The organism is Micromonospora sp. NBRC 101691 (assembly GCF_030269285.1).
Taxonomy (GTDB): domain Bacteria; phylum Actinomycetota; class Actinomycetes; order Mycobacteriales; family Micromonosporaceae; genus Micromonospora; species Micromonospora echinospora.
In genome coordinates this window covers 100,424-113,410 of the sequence record NZ_BSTB01000020.1, presented here as the reverse complement: position 1 = coordinate 113,410, position 12,987 = coordinate 100,424, and the positions used below count along the sequence as shown (strand labels likewise).

At 74.3% G+C, this 12,987-nt stretch carries 8 protein-coding genes; 4 read left to right on the top strand and 4 right to left on the bottom strand.

The window, feature by feature from the left end; all coding sequences use genetic code 11:
- Together QSK20_RS25865 and dacB are read right to left on the bottom strand one after the other, a co-directional pair.
- The gene (locus QSK20_RS25865; protein ID WP_285791206.1) at window positions 1-1,068 is read right to left on the bottom strand and encodes an Rv3626c family coenzyme F420 biosynthesis-associated protein; all 1,068 of its coding nucleotides are present in this window, start codon (window positions 1,066-1,068) and stop codon (window positions 1-3) included.
- Between the two features lie 98 nt (window positions 1,069-1,166).
- A complete protein-coding gene (gene dacB, locus QSK20_RS25860; protein ID WP_502889028.1) occupies window positions 1,167-2,639 on the bottom strand; it encodes a D-alanyl-D-alanine carboxypeptidase/D-alanyl-D-alanine endopeptidase in 1,473 nt (490 codons plus the stop codon).
- A gap of 444 nt (window positions 2,640-3,083) precedes the next feature.
- Between dacB and QSK20_RS25855 the strand changes: the two genes are divergently transcribed.
- Window positions 3,084-3,590, top strand: coding sequence for an inorganic diphosphatase (locus QSK20_RS25855; RefSeq protein WP_088981731.1), 507 nt, complete (start codon window positions 3,084-3,086; stop codon window positions 3,588-3,590).
- 39 nt (window positions 3,591-3,629) lie between these two features.
- On the opposite strand, the gene eccD is transcribed toward QSK20_RS25855, so the two are convergent.
- A complete protein-coding gene (eccD, locus tag QSK20_RS25850) occupies window positions 3,630-5,033 on the bottom strand; it encodes a type VII secretion integral membrane protein EccD (RefSeq protein WP_285791205.1) in 1,404 nt (467 codons plus the stop codon).
- A 95-nt stretch (window positions 5,034-5,128) separates the two neighbouring features.
- On the opposite strand from eccD, the gene eccCa reads away from it, so the two are divergent.
- The 3 genes from eccCa to QSK20_RS25835 all read left to right on the top strand — a co-directional run bounded on the left by eccCa (window position 5,129) and on the right by QSK20_RS25835 (window position 11,709).
- A complete protein-coding gene (gene eccCa / locus QSK20_RS25845) occupies window positions 5,129-9,094 on the top strand; it encodes a type VII secretion protein EccCa (protein WP_285791204.1) in 3,966 nt (1,321 codons plus the stop codon).
- Window positions 9,095-9,195: 101 nt separating this feature from the next.
- Complete coding sequence (mycP, locus tag QSK20_RS25840) at window positions 9,196-10,572, top strand: type VII secretion-associated serine protease mycosin (protein ID WP_502889023.1); 1,377 nt, start codon at window positions 9,196-9,198, stop codon at window positions 10,570-10,572.
- A 207-nt stretch (window positions 10,573-10,779) separates the two neighbouring features.
- Window positions 10,780-11,709 (top strand): hypothetical protein, encoded by a 930-nt coding sequence (locus QSK20_RS25835; RefSeq protein WP_285791202.1) that lies wholly within the window; start codon window positions 10,780-10,782, stop codon window positions 11,707-11,709.
- Between the two features lie 75 nt (window positions 11,710-11,784).
- Here the strand turns inward: QSK20_RS25835 and QSK20_RS25830 are convergent, their stop codons facing one another.
- Entirely contained in the window at window positions 11,785-12,963 is a 1,179-nt protein-coding gene (locus QSK20_RS25830; protein WP_285791201.1) for a MarP family serine protease, read from the bottom strand.
- Between the last annotated feature and the right edge of the window lie 24 nt (window positions 12,964-12,987).

Sequence of the window (12,987 nt, the reverse complement as noted above, 5' to 3'; positions counted from 1 at the left end):
TCAGCCGGCCGTCGGCAGCGGCCCGGCCGGACCGTGCACGCGGGCCACCCAGGCGTCCGGGTCGCCCAACTCCTCCAGCCGGGGCAGGGTCAACGGGGAGCTGAAGATCCGGTTGAAGCCGGGCATGCCGACCCGTTCCACCACGCCGTGCACGAACTTGCGCCCCTCGGCGTACTGGCGCATCTTGACCTCCACCCCGAGCAGCCGGCGGATCGCCTTCTCCAGCGGGTTGCCCGCCTCCCGGCGCCGGTTGAACCCGGCCCGGATCCGCTCCACGCTCGGGATGACCTCCGGGCCGACGCCGTCCATGACGAACTCGGCGTGCCCTTCGAGCAGGGTCATCAGCGCCGTCAACCGGTCGAGCACCGCCCGCTGGGCCGGCGTCTGGACGATGTCCAGCACACTGGCCCGGCTCTCCGGGTCCTTGATCGCGTCGGAGAGGGTGGCGACCCCGCGCCGCAGTCGCTCCAGCAGGTGTTCGCCGCCCTGTGACGCGTCGACGAAGGCCTGCACCTCACCGAGGAAGTAGGCCCGCATCCACGGCACGGCGGTGAACTGGGTCCGGTGGGTCACCTCGTGCAGGCAGACCCAGAGGCGGAAGTCGCGCGGGTCGGCCTCCAGCTTCCGCTCGACCTCCACGATGTTCGGGGCGACCAGGAGCAGTTGGCCCGGGTCGGCCGAGAAGACCTCGTACTGACCGAGCACCCGGCCGGAGAGGTAGGCCAGCACGGTTCCGGCCTGCACCCCGGTGAGCCGGGAGCCGATCGCCTCGGTGAGCGCGCCCGGCTGCTTGTCGCCGGAGAGCCGGCTGACCAGCGGGGTGATCACCTCGCGCAGCCCGGCGATGTTGGTGGCCGCCCAGTCCCGACGGTCCACCACCCGCACCGGCGGGTGCGCGACCTGCGCGCGCAGGCCGGTGTACTCGGCCACGTGCTCGGCCGCCTCGTCGGTCAGCCGCCGCAGGTCGCCCACCACTTCGGTCGCCTCTGCGTACGAGACCCGGGGCCCCGACTTGCCCAGTGCCCCCGCGGTGGCGGCGGCCAGATCCCAGTCCACGAACTGCGCCATGCACCCCACCGTACCCGCGCCGGTACACCCCCACCCGGGCTCGCGCCGCCGGCGGCCGGGCCAGGCCCACTGGCCCGGCCCGGCCCGGCCCGCCGGGGTCAGCGGCAGCCGCAGCCGGCCAGTGCCGCTCCCATCCGGTCGAGCGCCAGCCGGGTGGCGTCCGGGGTGTTCGGCGGGGTGCGGTCGGTGAGGATCGCGAAGCTGAGCAGGCGGCCCTCGGCGGTGGTGACCAGTCCGGCAATCGCGTGCACCCCGGTCAACGTCCCGGTCTTGGCCCGCACCACGCCGGCACCGGCGCGGGTGGCGTCCGTGCCGAACCGGTCGTCGAGGGTGCCGGACCAGCCGCCGACCGGCAGGCCACCGAAGATCCCGGCCAGCTCGGGCCGGGTGCCGTTGCCGGCCAGCGCGATCAGGTCGGTGAGCAGGGACGGACTGATCCGGTTGGTACGCGAAAGCCCGCTGCCGTCGGCCAGCGCGAGCTCGTCGGCGGGGAGCCCGAGCTCGGTCGCCACCTGGTCCATCGCGGTGGCCGCCCCGACGAACGACGCCGGCTGGTCGCGGGCGAGCGCGACCTGGCGGGCCAGCGCCTCGGCGACCACGTTGTCGCTGTCCGTGATCATGATGTCGACCAGCCGGATCATCGGGGGTGACTCGACCTTGCCCAGCTCGGTGCCGGGAGCGGGCGTCCCGGCGGGCGCGGCCTCGCCGCCACCGGTCGGGGCCTTCCCCCGCTCGACCTCCGTCCCGGCCGGCACGCCGAGGAGCCTCGCGAACGCCCGTGCCGCGGCGAGGTCGGGGTCCCGGTAGCGCTCGGCGCCCTTCGGTCCGGCGTCCGGGTCGCGGCGTGCCCCGTCGGTCATCAGCGCGGTGATGGCGCTGCCGTACCCCCCGGTGGGGATGTCGGCGTCCCAGCCCGGCTCGTGCACGGGGCCGGGGAAGAGCGTCGAGTCGACCGTCACCTTGCTGGGGGGAGTCCCGCCGAGGGCCTGTTTCACCTGCTCGGCGAGGAGGTCCAGACGGGCCGCGCCGGGATAGAAGCCGTTGGCGTCGATGGCCAGTGTCGGGTCACCGCCGCCGACGATCACCACCTCGCCGGGCGCCGTACCGGCCACGGCCCGGGTGCCGATCCGGTACGCGGGGCCGCGTGCGGCCAGTACGGTCACGCCGGTGACCAGCTTGGTGACCGAGGCGGGCACGGTGCCGTCGTCCGGGCCCCGGCCGTAGAGTTCCTGGCCGGTCACGACGTCGGTGACCGACACGTTGACCCGGCCGCCCAGCGCCGTCGCGCCGACCAGCGGGTCGAGCGCGGCCCGCATCCCCTCCACGGTCGGCACGGGGGCGGTGCCGGCCGGCAGCGCCAGCACGGGAACCGGGGCGACCTCCGGCGCCCGGGCGTCCACCGTCGGTTCGGCGTCGCCGCCGAGCCAGCCGGCCACCGGGCCGGGCCGGGCCACGACCAGTCCGACCCCGGCGACGACCAGCAGCAGGACGGTCGCCAGCACCGTCACCAGGGTGCGCCGCCGACGCGGGGTCGTCCCGCCACCGTCCGGCGGCGGGTTCCCCCCGGTCACCGGCGGCGGAACGGGTCCGGGCGGCGTGGCTCCGGTCCCGGCCGGCGCTGCGGGGGACACCGGGAAGGCGATGCCGGGGTTCGGGGTGGTGTCGGCGGGCCGGGCCGGCGGCCGGTAGATCGGGGGCGGCGGCTGCCCGGTGCCGGGGGCCTCCGGTCGGGGATGGGTGCCGGTCGGGGCGGGCGACCCCGGCGCGGGACCGTGCGCCCCGGGTACCACCACCCGCCCGGTGGCCCGCTCCGGGCGACCCGGAGCATGGTCACCCCCCACGCGGTAGTGTGAGTCTTCCCTCCCCACAGCCCCCTCCTCCCCCACGAAAAACGGCTTGGGCGACACTACTTCGGTCCGAAGACTATGCGGCGTCCGACGCCGGCGGGTGCGCATCGCCCCGTCCGGGGGTGTCGCTGTTCGTTAGCCAGCGTCGGCAAACGTAGGGAGCGTGAGATGGATTTCGACGTCACGGTTGAGATCCCCAAGGGTCACCGCAACAAATACGAGGTGGACCACGCGACCGGCCGGATCAGGCTGGACCGCACGCTCTTCACGTCCACCCAGTACCCGGCCGACTACGGCTTCATCGAGGGCACCCTGGGTGAGGACGGCGACCCGCTGGACGCCCTGGTGCTCGTGCCCGAGCCCACCTTCCCGGGCTGCCTGATCCGCTGCCGCACCATCGGCATGTTCCGGATGACCGACGAGAAGGGCGGCGACGACAAGGTCCTCTGCGTGCCCTACGAGGACCCGCGCCAGGAGCACCTGCGCGACATCCACCACCTGGGCGAGTTCGACCGGCTGGAGATCCAGCACTTCTTCGAGGTGTACAAGGACCTGGAGCCGGGGAAGTCGGTCGAGGGCGCGACCTGGGTGGGGCGCACCGAGGCCGAGGCGGAGATCCGGGCGTCGTACCGGCGGCACCAGGAGGCCGTGGCGCGCGGCGAGGCCACGCACTGACGGTAACCCGACAGTTTCCGCACCGGGCCCGGGGGTCGCTCAGCCGAGCAGCCCCCGGGCCCGGTCGTACAGGTCGAGCACCGCGCAGGCCACCGGGACCACCGCGACCACCAGCAGCGTGTCGGCCAGGTCGGCGGCCCGACCGAGGTACGGCGAGACCGGACGCCGCGAGTACGTGGCGCCGGCCGTAACGGTGAGCAGGGCGAGCACCAGTCCGGCGACGACCAGCCCGAGCAGGGCCACCGGGCCGGCCTGGTCGACCAGGGCGACGCCCAGCACGGCGAGGGCCGCCAGTCCGGCGGACAGGGTCGGCACCCGCTGCCGCAGCGCCACGAAGAGGCGCGCCCGCAGCAGCAGCACCGCCGCGGCCACGGCGACCAGGATCCGGCCGGCGAGCCCTCCGGTCGCGGTGAGCACGAGCGCGGCGGCCACCGCCAGCACCGCGTGCCCGAGCAGCATCCCGGTCAGCGTCTCCTCGGTGCGGGCCACCGCCGCGTGCACCCGACCGGTGTCCGGCAGGTCGCGGACGCCGGGGCCGTACCCGCTGTCGGTGGCGGCCGGCAGCGTGATCGGGGGCAGCGGCACCTTGCCGAGGCGGATGGCGAGCAGGGGCAGCATGCCGACCACGAAGACCAGGGCACTGAGCAGGACCGCGGCGGCACCGGCGGGGGTGAGGACGAGTCCGAGCAGGGCGGTGGCCGCGCCGAGCAGCCCGACCGTCGCTCCGGCGACGAAGACCCGTAGCCGGGCGGCGACGCCGAACAGGCCGAGCACCGCCACGAGGAGCAGGGTGACCGAGCCGGCCAGCAGTTCGGGCGCGCCGAGCCAGCGCAGCGGGCCGACCGGGGACACCGGATCACCGGAGCTGACCAGCAGCGCGCCGGCGGCGAAGGCGTACGGCAGGGCGTATCCGCCCAGGGTGGCGCCGGCCGGGCCGTCCCCGTACGCCCGGGAAGCGACGCCGCCGGCCATCGCGAGCAGGACGGCCACCGCCGCCGCGACCAGCCAGTCCGCCGGGTGGCCGGGACCGCCGGCGGTGAGCGCGACCAGTCCGACGGCTAGCGGCACGGCGGCCCCGGCCAGCGCGGCGGCCCGGGTGGCGGCCGGTGACCAGGCGACGCCCCGGCGACGCGCCCCCTCGGCGATGACCTCCACCACGTCGTCGTACTCGAGTTCGGGCCAGTGCGTGCGGGCCGGGACGAGGTGCAGCACCTCGCCGTCGCGGACGCCCTGGGCGTGCAGGGCCTGACCGGTCGCCAGCACGGCGCCGTCGGTGCGGCGCAGCACCCAGCCACCGTGCCGTTCGCCGTCGTCGGCGAGCCCCTCACCGGCGTGCCGGAGCACCTCGGGGAGGAGTTCGGCGAGCGGCAACTGCTCCGGCAGCGCCACGTCCAACCGCCGCTGCGGGGCGCTGATCGTGACGCGGGCGAGCCCGGCTGACATCGACGTCTCACTCCCTGTCAGGCGGCGTGCGCGGACGGCAGCACTTTACCTACCATGAGCCAGGCTCGGGTTACCGAGCGCACCGGGGAGGGTGAGTGTCCACTGTCGTCATCAAGCGACCGCCGCGACGCCCGGCTCCGGAGATCCCGGTCGGCGAACTCCCGGTCGAGGCGCCCCCGGAGATCCCCGAGGTCACCGGTGGCCGGTGGCAGCAGTTGCTGATGCTCCTGCCGATGCTCGGCGGGACGGTGGCCATGGCGATGATGTTCGGCCGGGGCGGCGGCGCGTACTCGTACGTGGTCGGTGGCATGTTCGGGCTCTCCTCGCTGGCCATGCTGGTCACCTCCTGGGGCAGTGCCGCCGGCGCACCGAAGAAGTCCGAGATGATGGCCGCCCGGCGGGAGTACCTGCGCCACCTCTCCGTGCTGCGCCGCCAGGTCCGCCGGAACGCCGGCCGGCAGCGCGCCGGCCTGTTCTACCGGCACCCCGACCCGACCCGGCTCTGGTCCACCGTCGACAGCCACCGGGTGTGGGAACGCCGCCCCACCGACCCGGACTTCGCCGTCGTCCGGGTCGCGCTCGGGCCGCAGACCCTGGCCACCCCGCTGGTGCCACCGACCACCCGGCCGCTGGAGGAGCTGGAACCGATGACCGCCGGCGCGCTCCGCCGGTTTCTCGACGCCTACTCGGTGGTGCCGGACCTGCCGGTGGCCCTCTCGCTGCGCAGCTTCGCCCGGGTCCACCTACGCGGTGACGTCGGTGACCCGACGGTCCGGACGACCGGCTCGCCGTCGGCGCAGGCACTGGCCCGGACGATGCTGACCCAGCTCGCCGTCTTCCACGCCCCGGACGAGCTGCTCGTCGCGGTCTGCGCCGGCCCGGAACGGCGGAGCGTCTGGGAGTGGGTCAAGTGGCTGCCGCACGCCCACCACCCGGGGCGGAGTGACGCGCTCGGCCCGGTCCGCCTGGTCACCAGCGCGGCGGCCGACCTGGAACAGCTCCTCGGCGAGGTGCTGGGCAGCCGCCCGCGGTTCAACCCGGCCGGGCCGGCCACGCACGGGCCGCACGTGGTGGTGGTGCTGGACGGGGCCGACCTGACCGGTGCCACCCATCTCACCTCCGACGGCGGCATCGACGCGGTCACCGTGGTCGACCTGGACACGCCGCCGCCACGCCTGCTCGACCGGACCACCCTGGTGCTGGAGGTACGCGACGGCCGGCTGCACTCGTACGCGGCCGACACGCACGCCGAGGTGGGCGCCGCCGACCAACTCCCGATCACCGACGCCGAGGCGGTGGCCCGGCGACTCGCCCCGCTGCGGCTGGCGACCACGGTCACCGGGTCCGACACGCCGCACCGCACCGAACCGGGCCTGCCCGAGTTGCTCGGCCTCGGCGACCCGGAGAACTTCTCGGTCGAGCAGGGCTGGACGCCCCGGGCCCCGCGCGACCGGCTGCGGGTGCCGATCGGCGTCGGCACCGACGGCGGCGCGATCGAGCTGGACCTGAAGGAGTCCGCACAGGACGGCATGGGTCCGCACGGGCTGCTGATCGGGGCCACCGGCTCCGGCAAGTCGGAGCTGCTGCGCACGCTGGTGCTGGGGCTGGCCGCCACGCACAGCTCGGAGGTGCTCAACTTCGTCCTGATCGACTTCAAGGGCGGGGCCACCTTCGCCTCGTTCGACCGGCTGCCGCACACCGCCGCCGTGATCACCAACCTGGAGGACGCGCTCCCGCTGGTGGACCGGATGGCCGACGCGCTCAACGGGGAACTGACCCGCCGCCAGGAGCTGCTGCGCCGGGCCGGCAACTACGCCAGCCTGCGTGACTACGAACGGGCCCGGGCGGCGGGCACGCCGCTCGCGCCGCTGCCGTCCCTGCTGGTGATCTGCGACGAGTTCTCCGAGCTGCTGTTCCACAAGCCGGACTTCATCGACCTGTTCGTGCAGATCGGCCGGCTGGGCCGATCCCTCGGGGTGCACCTGCTGCTCGCCTCGCAGCGGCTGGAGGAGGGCCGGCTGCGTGGGCTGGACACCCACCTGTCGTACCGGATCGGGTTGCGGACCTTCTCCGCGCTGGAGTCCCGGACGGTGCTCGGCGTGCCGGACGCGCACGAGCTGCCCCGCTCCCCCGGTCACGGATACCTCCGCTTCGGCACCGAACCGCTGGTCCGGTTCCGGGCCGCGTACGTCTCCGGGGCGGCCCGCCGCCACGGCGTCGGCGCGGGTGTCGACAGCGCCGGCACGGCCCGGCTGCTCGCCTTCTCCACCCACCTCGTGCCGGTGCCGGAGCCCGTTCCGGCACCCCGGCCGGCCGAGGAGGAGCGCGGGGGCGAGACCCTGCTGGACGTGCTGGTCGGGCGGATCGCCGGCCAGGGGCCCCCGGCCCACCAGGTGTGGTTGCCCCCGCTGGAGTCCCCGCCGACCCTGGACGACCTGCTCGGCCCGGTCGGCGTCGACCCGGCCCGTGGCCTGACCTTCGGCAACCCGGAGCTGCACGGCGCGCTCCAGGTGCCGGTGGCCCTGGTCGACCGGCCGTACGACCAGCGGCGTGACCTGCTCTGGCTGGCCCTGGACGGCGCGACCGGGCACGTCGCCGTGGTCGGCGCGCCACAGAGCGGCAAGTCCGGCCTGCTGCGCACGCTGATCTGCGCGCTCGCGCTCACCCACACCCCGCACGAGGTGCAGGTGTACTGCCTGGACTTCGGTGGCGGCGGACTGGGCCCGCTCCGCGACCTGCCGCACGTCGGCGGGGTCGCCGGGCGGGCCGACCCGACCTCGGTGCGCCGTACCGTCGGGGAGGTCGCCGCCCTGCTGGCCGAGCGGGAGCAGCGCTTCGCCGAGCTGGGCGTGGAGTCGATGGCCGCGTACCGGCAGCGACGGGCGGCGCTGGCCGCCGCCGGACAGCCGGTGACGGACCCGTTCGGCGACGTCTTCCTCGTGGTGGACGGCTGGGCCACCCTGCGCGGCGAGTACGACGACCTGGAGGGGCCGGTCACCGACCTGGCCGGCCGGGGTCTGGCGTACGGCGTACACGTGGTGGCGACCGCGCTGCGCTGGCTGGACTTCCGGCCGGCGATCCGGGACCTGTTCGGGTCCCGGTTGGAACTGCGTCTCGGCGACCCGTCCGACTCGGGCGTCGCCCGGCAGGCCGCGGCGAACGTGCCGGAGAACAGCCCGGGGCGGGGCATCACGGCGGAACGGCTGCACTTCCTCGGCGCGGTACCCCGGCTGGCCACCCCCGGTGGGGACACCAATGACCTGGTGAAGGCGGTCGCCGGGGCCTGGACGGGCCCGGCCGCCCCGGCGGTACGGCTGCTCCCGCCGGTGTTGTCCTATGCGGAGCTGGACCTGTCCCGGTCGACCGGGCTGCGGCTGCCGGTCGGCATCGCCGAGGCGGACCTGTGTCCGGTGGTGCTCGACTTCGCCGCCGAACCCCACTTCGTGGTCTTCGGGGACGCGGAGTGCGGCAAGTCGTCGTTCCTGCGCGCACTGGCCACGTCGATCACCCGACGGTTCACCCCGGAGCAGGCCCGGGTGATCCTGGTCGACTACCGGCGCAGTCTGCTCGGCGCGATCGGGACCGACCACCTGATCGGCTACGGCACCGCGGCGGCCGGCACCGCCGAACTGATCGAGTCGGTCGCCGGCTACATGCAGCGCCGGATGCCCGGCCCCGAGGTCACCGCCGCGCAGTTGCGGGACCGGTCCTGGTGGTCCGGGCCGGAGCTGTTCGTCCTGGTCGACGACTACGACCTGGTCGCCACCGGCCCGGCGAACCCGCTGCGCGCGTTGGAGGAGCACCTACCGCAGGCCCGGGACGTGGGGCTGCACCTGGTGCTGGTGCGGCGGTCGGGTGGCGCGGGCCGGGCCCAGTACGAGCCGATCGTCCAGCGGCTGCGGGAGCTCTCCACGGCCGGTCTGGTGATGACCGGCAGCCCGGAGGAGGGTGCGCTGGTCGGGCCGGTCCGGCCCGGCCCGCTGCCGCCCGGGCGGGGCCGGCTGGTGACCCGGCGGGAGGGCGTCCGGCTCGTGCAGCTCGCGTACCTCCCTCCGATGTGACCATCCGAGGCGGTTGATTACGGCGAAGAGGAGCCGGAGTGGACCGGAGAACGGGTAACCTCCGAGCATCATGTGTCCGGCGCGACGAATGGGCTGAGGCTGTGACTGCGGTGCGGCAGAGACGCGTGACCGGGCCCCGGAGGCCCGCCCGCCGTGCGTTGCTCGCCGTGGCCGCGACGGCCGTGCCGCTCGCCGTGGTCTCCGTGGCACCCGCGCACGCCGCCCCACCCTCGCGGACCGCGCCCGTCGCGTCGGTCGCGTACGCCGCTCCGGCCCGGCAGCTCGCGACCGTCGGGACGCCGCTGCGCCCCGGACCGGTCGCCGTCGACCCGGTCCACGCTCCCGCCCGCGCCGACCAGGTGCGCGACGACCAGTGGCAGCTCGACGCGCTCGACGCGGAGACCGCCTGGCGGACGTCCACCGGGCGCGGGGTGACCGTCGCGGTGATCGATTCCGGCGTGGACGCCACCCACCCGGACCTCGTGGGCCAGGTGCTTCCCGGTCTCGACCTGGTCGCTCCCGACGGGACGGTCGAGCCGGACCCGGTGGGGCACGGGACCACGGTCGCGGGCCTGATCGCCGGCCGGCGGGACGACCGCCGCGGGGTGGTCGGCCTCGCCCCGGACGCGAAGATCCTGCCGGTCCGGGTGCTCGACGAGGAGAACCGCTACGACGACGCGCTGGTCGTGGCCAAGGGAGTCCGGTGGGCGGTCGACAACGGGGCCCGGGTGATCAACCTGTCGTTGGGCGGGGGCGGGGACAGCGCGGCCCTGGCGGCGGCGCTGGACTACGCCTTCGCGCGGGACGTGGTGGTGGTCGCCTGCACCGGCAACGTGGCGGTCTCCTCCGGCTCCCGGGTCTGGTATCCGGCGCGGGAGCCCGGAGTGATCGCGGTGGCCGGCCTGGAGCGCGACAGCGACAACCTCTGGTCCGGCTCCATCAGCGGCCCGGAGACCGTGCTGACCGCCCCGGCGACCGGGCTGGTGGGTGCCCGGCCGGGCGGCTACTGGCGGGTGCAGGGGACGAGTTTCGCCGCACCGCTGGTGACCGCCACCGCCGCGCTGCTACGTGCCCGATGGCCGCAGATGTCCGCCGGTGACGTGGTGAACCGGCTGATCGCCACCGCCCGGGACATCGGCCCTGCCGGCCGGGACGACCGGTTCGGATTCGGCCGGCTCGACCCGGTCGCCGCGCTCACCGGGGACGTCGGCGCGGTGCCCCGCAACCCGCTCGACGACCACTCCTCGCCGGGCGAGGTGGGTTTCGGTCGGGCCCCGGGCATGGCCGAGACGTCCGGGACCGACGCCGACCGGCTCGGTCTCACCGGCACGCAGGGTGACGGATGGACGGCCCGCGCGGCCGGCGACGGCGAGGCGGCGGGACCGGCACGTCTGTGGGGTGGTGTGGTCCTCGGTGTCATTCTGGTCACCGGCACGGCCCTGGTGGCCCGCCGCTTCCGTCGTCCGGAGCGTCGCTGAGTCACCGCGGGGCAGATATCGGGTAACGTGATCATGACCCTGAGCCACCAGCGAAGTCGTTCGGCCCACTTTCTACTTAACGGTCGCTAAGCCTGCCTTTCGGCTCCCCGAAATCAGGAGATGCCGGTGAGCAGGCAATTTGCATCGCTGTTTATCGTGACAGTGATTCGGGTGCCAGCGCACCGCCGACAGCGATAAGGGCCAAAGATGAGCGACAGTCACCCTCCGTACGGAGGACCGTCCGATCCGAACGCCGGGCAGCCGTGGGGACCGCCTCCGGGCCAGCCGGTCTCCGGGCAGCCGTGGGGGCCGCCGCCCGGTCAGCCGATCTCCGGGCAGCCGGACCCGTACGGGTACGGCCAGCCCGGCTACCAGCAGCAGCCCGGTTACGCGCCGCCGCAGTACGCCGCCCCGGTGCAGCCGCCGAAGAAGAACCGGGGCCTGATGATCGGCCTCGGTGTCGGTGCCGCGACGGTGGCGCTGCTGGCGCTCTGCGGCGTCGGGGTCGGCGTCATCGTCGCGAACGGCGACGACGACGACCCCACCCCGCCGCCGATCGCCACCTCCACGGCTCCGGGCGGGGACACCAACCCGAGCGCCGCCCCGTCGCCCAGCGAGAGCCAGGACGACGTGCCGAACAACAACAACGCGGTGACCGCCCGGTACTCCAGCGACTTCGACGCGGTCTGCGCGGGCAACCCGGTCCTCAACGCGGCGGCCTACTCCGCGCCGGCCGGGTCCAAGGCGTACACCTTCTACAACTCGCCCTCCCGGCCGGAGAACTACTCGCTCCGCTCGACCGGCTACGGCAAGTCGTACTACGCCAAGAGCGACGAGTTCGAGAAGGTCAGCGTCGTGGGCTGCCTGAAGTACCAGGACGGCAGCGAGGGTACGGGCCGCAAGTGCCAGCTCAAGGACAGTGACGACAAGATCATCACGGTCGACTACGTGTCCTCCCGGTACACCCTCACCTTCTACGCCGCGAAGACCGCGCAGAAGATCGGCGACGGCGGCACCATCAACGCGCCGGCCGTGCGCTGCCCGTCCTTCGTCACCTACAACAAGGCCACGATGAAGGCGTACGCCTCGCCGGACACCGGCGCCATCGAGGCCGCCCTGGACAAGTTCCTGGGCTGACCCACCCGAGTGACCCGGTGCCGGGGAGGGATGGACGCCGTCCCTCCCCCGGCCCGGGTGGCGCGGCGGGCCGGTTCAGGTGCAGTCGCCGGTGTCGACCGCGCGGGTCCGTTCCGCGCCGGCCAGGGCCACCGGGCGGGCCTCCTCGGCGGTGACCGCGAACCCGGTGTTCGGGTCGTCCGCCGCCGCCGCGAAGATCACCCCGAGCACCAGGCCGTTCGGCGCGACCAGTGGGCCGCCGGAGTTGCCGCTGCGCACCAGTGCGCGGATCGTGTAGACCTCCCGGGTGACGTCCCCCGAGGAGTAGATGTCCGGACCGGTGATCCGGTCGACGTCCCGCACCCGGGCCGACTGCGCGTCGTACGGCCCGTCCAGCGGAAAGCCGAGGACGATCGCGTCCGCCCCGCTGGCCGCCTGATCGGCGGCGAACCGCATGGCCGGACCGGGCAGGTCCGGTACGTGGATCACGGCCAGGTCCCGGTCGGGGTCGTAGACCACCACGCGGCCGTCGTACCGCTCGCCGTTCTGTTCCACCGAGACGTCACGGGTGCCGGCGACCACGTGTGCGTTGGTCATCACCCGGTCGTCGGCGTAGATGAAACCGGAGCCCTCGATCCGGCGGCTGCAACTCGGCGCGTGGCCACGGACCTTGACCACCGAACGCTGGCCGTTGGCGACCACCTGGGAGCCGGCGAGCGCCGGATCGGGGGGCGACACCTGTCGGGCCCGGGTGGGCGCCAGGTCACCGAAGACGTCCGGGAAGCCGTTGGTGTCCACGGTGTCCCGCAACGCGGTGGAAAGTTGCTGGGCCTGGTCCGGCATCACCCGGTCGACCACGGTGAGCAGGGCGCTGTTCCGGACCGAGGAGGCCAGCCAGGGGAACGACGACGACCCGAGCGGGACGGCGACGAGCCAGGCCACCAGGACCACCGCGAAGAGCGAGACGAACGCCCCACCGATGTCGTCGGCACGGCGGCCGACCCGACTGGTGATCGCGTGCCGCAGGTGCGAGCCGATCCAGCCGGCGAGGGTCTGGCCGAGCACCGCCAGTCCGAAGACCGCGACCAGCGCGACGATCACCCGGGTGGCGCTGTCGGCGAGCCGCTCCGCCAGCAGGGGGCCGACCTGGAGGCCGAGCAGCGCCCCGAGGAAGAAGCCGGTGAAGGAGAGCGCCCCGATGACGAACCCCTGGCGATATCCGCTGATCGCGAACACGAGCATGAGCAGCAGCAGGACGAGATCAACGGCGGACACCCGTCCAGCGTACGGGCACCGGAC

Coding starts and splice junctions, on each gene's coding strand:
- QSK20_RS25865 (WP_285791206.1), bottom strand. CDS start 1,068: ATGGCGCAGTTCGTGGACTGGGATCTGGCCGCCGCCACCGCGGGGGCA.
- QSK20_RS25855 (WP_088981731.1), top strand. CDS start 3,084: ATGGATTTCGACGTCACGGTTGAGATCCCCAAGGGTCACCGCAACAAA.
- eccD (WP_285791205.1), bottom strand. CDS start 5,033: ATGTCAGCCGGGCTCGCCCGCGTCACGATCAGCGCCCCGCAGCGGCGG.
- QSK20_RS25835 (WP_285791202.1), top strand. CDS start 10,780: ATGAGCGACAGTCACCCTCCGTACGGAGGACCGTCCGATCCGAACGCC.